2 protein-coding genes are annotated in these 696 nt (G+C 44.7%); one reads left to right on the plus strand and one right to left on the minus strand.

The window, feature by feature from the left end:
- On the minus strand, nt 1-223 hold a 223-nt coding region (locus ABD353_RS39825; protein WP_344628591.1), incomplete at its 3' end, for a response regulator.
- 95 nt (nt 224-318) lie between these two features.
- Between ABD353_RS39825 and yjjY the strand changes: the two genes are divergently transcribed.
- On the plus strand, nt 319-459 hold the full coding sequence (gene yjjY, locus ABD353_RS39830; protein ID WP_004146984.1) for a YjjY family protein: 141 nt from the start codon (nt 319-321) through the stop codon (nt 457-459).
- The last annotated feature ends 237 nt before the right edge of the window (nt 460-696 follow it).

Consider the following 696-nt stretch of genomic DNA (forward strand, 5'->3'; position numbering starts at 1 on the left):
CGTCAGCCTGCTCGCGCAGCTCGCGCGCCAGCAGAAGACCATTTTTACCCGGCAGGTTGATATCCATGATCACCAGGTTGATATCATTTTCAGACAGGATCTGATGCATTTCCGCGCCATCGGTCGCTTCGAATACATCGTAACCTTCTGCTTCGAAAATACTTTTTAACGTGTTGCGTGTTACCAACTCGTCTTCAACGATAAGAATGGGCGGGGTCTGCATGTTTGCTACCTAAATTGCCAACTAAATCGAAACAGGAAGTACCAAAGTCCCTGACCTGCCTGCTGCATGTCGCAAATTAACATGCGCGGCGTAACATGACTAAAGTACGTAATTGCGTTCTTGATGCACTTTCCATCAACGTCAACAACATCATTAGCTTGGTCGTGGGTACTTTCCCTCTGGACCCGACGGTGTCAAAAACGGCTGACATCCTAACCATTTTAACAGCAACATAACAGGCTAAGAGAGGCCGAACCCCCAATAAAACTACGCTTCGTTGACATATATCAAGTTCAATTGTAGCACGTTAACAGTCTTGTGAAATCATTGCATCGCCATGCTCTTTATAGTCACAATCTTTACCAGGCTCAACTAGTTGCGTGGATAAATTAATAAATACAGTGAATCCAAAGCCTGAAACGATGCATCAGATGAAATTGCATTGCCCATCATATGGATAAATGGGTTCTGTT

The sequence above is a fragment of the Kitasatospora arboriphila genome (assembly GCF_039528095.1).
In the GTDB taxonomy this organism is placed as follows: domain Bacteria; phylum Actinomycetota; class Actinomycetes; order Streptomycetales; family Streptomycetaceae; genus Kitasatospora; species Kitasatospora arboriphila.

Bases quoted from the DNA above. Each gene is read 5' to 3' on its own strand.
- yjjY (WP_004146984.1), top strand. From the start codon at position 319: ATGACTAAAGTACGTAATTGCGTTCTTGATGCACTTTCCATCAACGTC.